The organism is Streptomyces sp. NPDC001093 (assembly GCF_040298985.1).
Classification (GTDB): Bacteria; Actinomycetota; Actinomycetes; order Streptomycetales; family Streptomycetaceae; genus Streptomyces.
Window position 1 is genome coordinate 1 of sequence record NZ_JBEPBF010000254.1, and the last position, 5,048, is coordinate 5,048.

At 73.8% G+C, this 5,048-nt stretch carries 4 protein-coding genes; 2 read left to right on the top strand and 2 right to left on the bottom strand.

What is annotated here, in order from left to right; all coding sequences use genetic code 11:
• Positions 1 to 229: 229 nt before the first annotated feature.
• Positions 230 to 799 (top strand): DinB family protein, encoded by a 570-nt coding sequence (locus ABT288_RS49375; protein WP_351623357.1) that lies wholly within the window; start codon positions 230 to 232, stop codon positions 797 to 799.
• Between the two features lie 79 nt (positions 800 to 878).
• Here the strand turns inward: ABT288_RS49375 and ABT288_RS49380 are convergent, their stop codons facing one another.
• Positions 879 to 2,519 (bottom strand): ABC-F family ATP-binding cassette domain-containing protein, encoded by a 1,641-nt coding sequence (locus tag ABT288_RS49380; protein ID WP_351623358.1) that lies wholly within the window; start codon positions 2,517 to 2,519, stop codon positions 879 to 881.
• Positions 2,520 to 2,977: 458 nt separating this feature from the next.
• Positions 2,978 to 4,009 carry an oxidoreductase gene (locus ABT288_RS49385; RefSeq protein WP_351623359.1) on the bottom strand — a complete coding sequence of 344 codons (1,032 nt, stop codon included), beginning with the start codon at positions 4,007 to 4,009 and terminating at the stop codon, positions 2,978 to 2,980.
• A gap of 101 nt (positions 4,010 to 4,110) precedes the next feature.
• Here ABT288_RS49385 and ABT288_RS49390 point away from each other — a divergent pair, with 101 nt between their 5' ends.
• Entirely contained in the window at positions 4,111 to 5,037 is a 927-nt protein-coding gene (locus ABT288_RS49390; RefSeq protein ID WP_502973027.1) for an NAD(P)/FAD-dependent oxidoreductase, read from the top strand.
• The last annotated feature ends 11 nt before the right edge of the window (positions 5,038 to 5,048 follow it).

Consider the following 5,048-nt stretch of genomic DNA (forward strand, 5'->3'; position numbering starts at 1 on the left):
ACCGGGGCGGCGACCGGGGCGGCCGCCCGACCCCGCCGCCCGCCAACAGCGCGATGGCGGACGCGCTGCGCCGGGCGGGCCTGCTGGACCCCAAGAAGCGCTGACCCGGGGCTCCAGCCGCATCCCTTCGGTCTCGGTCGACTGACAAGGCGCCCTCCCTGCGGAGGGCGCCTTCGTCCAGTACCTGGAATTCGGTGGACCGTGATCACCCGGTCGGCAGACTGGGCCCATGACGGATCCCAAGGACGACCTGCGGGTCTACCTCCAGGACGCCCGCGACGTACTGCTGTGGAAGCTGGACGGCCTGCCGGAGTACGACATCCGGCGCCCCCTGACGCCCACCGGCACGAACCTGCTGGGCCTGGTCAAGCACCTGGCCGGCGCCGAGGCGCTGTACTTCGGCGCGGCCTTCGGCCGGCCCTTCGCCGGTACGCCCCTGTGGTTCACCGGTGACGCGGAGCCGGACGCGGACCTGTGGGCGCGGGCCGACGAGACCCGGGAGGACATCGTCGGCCTGTACCGGCGGGCCTGCGCCCACTCGGACGAGACCATCGCGGCACTCCCCCTGGACGCGCTCGGCCGGGTGCCGGGCGCACCGGGTGAGACGACCCTGCACCGGATCCTGACCCACATGGTCGCCGAGACCCAGCGGCACGCCGGGCACGCCGACATCGTGCGGGAGCTGATCGACGGAGCTGCGGGGCAACGGCCGGACGGTCTCAACGTGGCGCCCCACGACCCCGAGCACGTCGGCCGGGTCGAGCGAGCGGCGAGAGAGGCCGCAGCAGCAGCGCCCTGAGCGGCGCGGGGAACCATACGACCAGCCACGGCGCGCCCGCGGAGGATGAACGGCAGATCGCGGCACCCCCAGCCGAACGCTACCGCTCCGTCACCTTCCCGTCCGCCACCTCCAGCCGCCGGGTCACCCGGACCGCGTCCAGCATGCGCCGGTCGTGGGTGACCAGGAGCAGGGTGCCCTCGTAGGAGTCGAGGGCGGACTCCAGCTGTTCGATGGCGGGCAGGTCGAGGTGGTTCGTCGGCTCGTCCAGGACGAGGAGGTTCACTCCCCGGCCCTGGAGCAACGCGAGGGCGGCGCGGGTGCGTTCGCCCGGGGAGAGGGTCGCGGCCGGGCGCAGGACGTGCTCGGACTTCAGGCCGAACTTGGCGAGCAGGGTGCGGACCTCGACCGGCTCGGTGTCGGGGACGGCCGCGCAGAAGGCGTCCAGCAGGGTCTCGGGGCCGTGGAAGAGCTTCCGGGCCTGGTCGACCTCGCCGACCAGGACGCCCGAACCGAGCGCCGCGTGCCCCGAGTCGAGCGGGACACGGCCGAGCAGCGCGCCCAGCAGGGTGGACTTGCCGGCGCCGTTGGCCCCGGTGACGGCGACCCGGTCCGCCCAGTCGATCTGCAGGGACACCGGCCCGAAGGTGAAGTCGCCGCGCCGGACCTCGGCGTCCCGCAGGGTCGCCACGACCGCTCCGGAGCGCGGGGCGGCGGCGATCTCCATGCGCAGGTCCCACTCCTTGCGCGGCTCCTCGACCGTCTCCAGGCGCTCGATCATGCGCTGGGTCTGCCGCGCCTTGGCGGCCTGCTTCTCGCTGGCCTCGCTGCGGAACTTGCGGCCGATCTTGTCGTTGTCGTTGCCGGCCTTGCGCCGGGCGTTCTTCACACCCTTGTCCATCCAGGCCCGCTGCATCTGCGCGCGCTCCTGGAGGGCGGCCCTCTTGTCGGCGTACTCCTCGTAGTCCTCGCGCGCGTGCCGGCGGGACACCTCGCGCTCCTCCAGGTAGGCGTCGTAGCCGCCGCCGTAGAGGTTGATCTGCCGCTGGGCCAGGTCGAGTTCCAGGACCTTGGTGACGGTGCGGGTGAGGAACTCGCGGTCGTGGCTGACGACGACCGTGCCGGCGCGCAGGCCGGTGACGAAGCGTTCCAGGCGCTCCAGGCCGTCGAGGTCGAGGTCGTTGGTGGGCTCGTCCAGGAGGAAGACGTCGTAGCGGGACAGCAGGAGCGAGGCGAGTCCGGCGCGGGCCGCCTGGCCGCCGGACAGCGCGGTCATCGGCTGGTCCAGGTCCACGGCGAGGCCGAGCGAGTCGGCGATTTCCTCCGCGCGCTCCTCCAGGTCGGCGCCGCCGAGGCCGAGCCAGCGCTCCAGGGCGGTCGCGTAGGCGTCGTCGGCGCCGGGTGCCCCGTCCACGAGTGCCTGAGTGGCCTCGTCCATGACACGCTGGGCCTCCGTGACCCCCGTACGACGGGCCAGGAACTCCCGGACGGTCTCCCCCGGCCTGCGCTCCGGCTCCTGCGGCAGATGCCCGACGGTCGCGGCCGGCGGGGACAGCCGCAGTTCGCCCTGTTCGGGCGGGGTGAGTCCGGCGAGCAGCTTCAGCAGGGTGGACTTGCCCGCGCCGTTGGCACCGACGAGACCGATCACATCGCCGGGCGCGACGACGAGGTCCAGCCCGGAGAAGAGGGAACGGTCGCCGTGCCCGGCGGCGAGGTTCTTGGCGACGAGGGTGGCAGTCATCAGGACGCCGATCCTAATGGGCCGGACACCCGCGTCTCAGCCCGGTTTCCGGGTGGGCTCGCCATCGCGCCTCAGCCCGGCTTCCGAGTGGGCCTGCCGTCACGGCTCAGTCGCGTGTACCGGTGGCCCGGCCCGCATCCCGGTCCCCGTTTCCCCGTGACCTGCCCCGCGTCTCACGGCCCCCGTTTCCCGTGACCTGCCCCGCGTCCGACGGCCCCGTTTCCCGCACCCGCCCCCGCACCTCCTGCCCCCATGTCCCCGTGAGCCCGGCTCACACCCCAGCCCCGCTTCCCCAGGGCCCACCCCCGCAACGCACGACCCCGATTTCCTCCGTGACCCGCCCCCGCGTCTCACGGCCCCAGGTCCCCGGTGCGCCAGCCCTCACACCTCACCCCGCCTCCCGATACCCCGCCCCCGCAACGCACGACCCCCGCCTCCCCTGGGCCCGCCTTCGCGCCTCAGCCCCGTCTGCCGCCCGTGACCGGTGCCGTGAGGACGCCTCCCGTCGTGCGGGCGACCACGTACGACTCCCCCTTGACCGCCTTCGGGTCCAGCGGGATGCGGTGCCGGCCGGGTTCCAGGACGCCGTCGAACACCTCGCGGGTGTGGGTGCGGTAGAGCCGGTCGATGCGGTAGGCGGTGAGCCGTACCCGGCAGGCCGAGGTCACCTCGACGTCCGCGGTGCCGTCGGCGACGGCCAGCCCCACGAGCCGGCGCTGCGGGAGCGGGCCGCGGTCGAGGGCGTGCTCGATCTGGGCGACCAGCAGGGGCACGATCGGGGCCAGGCCGTCCACCCGGGCGATGTCGACCCCGGCGCGCTCGAAGGCCTCCACCACGGCGGCTCGATCCTCCTCGCCGACGGCGCGGCCGAAGGCGACCGCGCCGTAACCGCGCAGTTCCTCGGCGGGGACGGCCCGGGCGTCCTGGGTGATGTCGGCGCCGATGCCGATGGTGCGCAGCGCGGCGGCCAGCTTGGCCAGGACCGCGACCCGGGCACCGATGAGCAGCACGCGCCGGCGCGGCGCGGCGGAGCCCTCCATCAGGGCGCCGAGTGCGGCGCGGTACTCGGCGCCGTGGAAGCGGAACGGCCCTATGCCGTGGTATCCGTTCAGTTCGAGATCGGCGTGCTCGTCGGTCTGCCAGGCGAAGTCCCGCCAGATGTAGTCCTCGCCGTCGCGCTCGATGACGGCGGTGACCGCCCCGCAGCCCAGGTCCGCGCACTCGGGACAGCCGTAGATGACGAACCGGCCGTCGGGGAGCGGCGGTTCGGCCTCCAGGAGCAGTGCGCGCACCTGCGCGGTGAAGATGGCGGGCGGGACGTCCGAGGCGAGCGGGGAGACGGCGTCCAGGTCGGACAGCCGGAACAGCAGCGGACGGCCGTCCACGACGAAGTCCACGAAGTCGCGGTGGACCTGGTAGCCGCCGTCGGCGAGCACACCGCCGGCGCGGATCGCCGGTGCCAGGTCGAAGGTCGCGTATGCGGCAGACATAGTGTGAGTATCCCCACACCGGCACGGATGTGAGCGCGGCATGACAGAGTCGTGCGGACAGGGCCTATCGTCCTGGCGTGGACAGCGAGCCGAGTGACGAAGTGATCGTGGTCGGGAGCGGGGTCACCGGGCTGACGACGGCCGTGGTCATGGCGGAGTCCGGGCGCCGGGTACGGGTGTGGGCGCGGGAGCCCGCCGAGCGTACGACCTCGGCGGTCGCGGGCGGCCTGTGGTGGCCGTACCGCATCGAACCCGGGCCGCTGGTCGGCACATGGGCGCTTGCCTCCCTCGCCGTGTACGAGGGGTTGGCGGACCGGCCGGACGAAACGGGCGTACGCCTGGTCGACGGCGTACACCGGGGGACCCGGCTGGACGAACTGGGCACCTGGGCGGGCCGGGTGGCGGGACTGCGGGCGGTGGCCGACGGTCTCGCGGCGCGGCTTCCGGTGATCGACATGCCGGTGCATCTGGCGTGGCTGCGGGAGCGGCTCGCGAAGGCGGGAGGCGTGGTCGAGGCGCGCGAGGTGACCGACCTCGCGGGGGTGCCCGCACCGGTCGTGGTCAACTGCACGGGGCTGGGCGCGCGTTCGCTGGTGCCGGACCCGGCGGTGCGTCCCGTGCGCGGGCAGCTGGTGGTCGTGGAGAACCCGGGGATCACGACCTGGTTCACCTCCGTCGACCATTCCTCCGACCACTCCTGCGAGACCTCCACGTACTTCATCCCGCAGCCGGGCGGGCTGCTGCTCGGCGGTACGGCGGAGGAGGACGACTGGTCCCTGGAGCCGGCCCCGGCCACCGCCGCGGCGATCGTGGCCCGGTGCGCGGCGGTCCGCCCGGAGATCGCGCGGGCGCGGATTTTGGACCACCGGGTGGGGCTGCGGCCGGCCAGGCACGCGGTACGACTGGAACGGCAGCCGCTGCCGGACGGCCGTGTGCTGGTGCACAACTACGGCCACGGCGGGGCCGGGATCACGGTGGCGTGGGGGTGCGCACGGGAGGCGGCCGGGCTGGCGTTCCCGGCCGCCTGAAAGGTGCCCGC

Coding starts and splice junctions, on each gene's coding strand:
- ABT288_RS49375 (WP_351623357.1), top strand. CDS start 230: ATGACGGATCCCAAGGACGACCTGCGGGTCTACCTCCAGGACGCCCGC.
- ABT288_RS49380 (WP_351623358.1), bottom strand. CDS start 2,519: ATGACTGCCACCCTCGTCGCCAAGAACCTCGCCGCCGGGCACGGCGAC.
- ABT288_RS49385 (WP_351623359.1), bottom strand. CDS start 4,009: ATGTCTGCCGCATACGCGACCTTCGACCTGGCACCGGCGATCCGCGCC.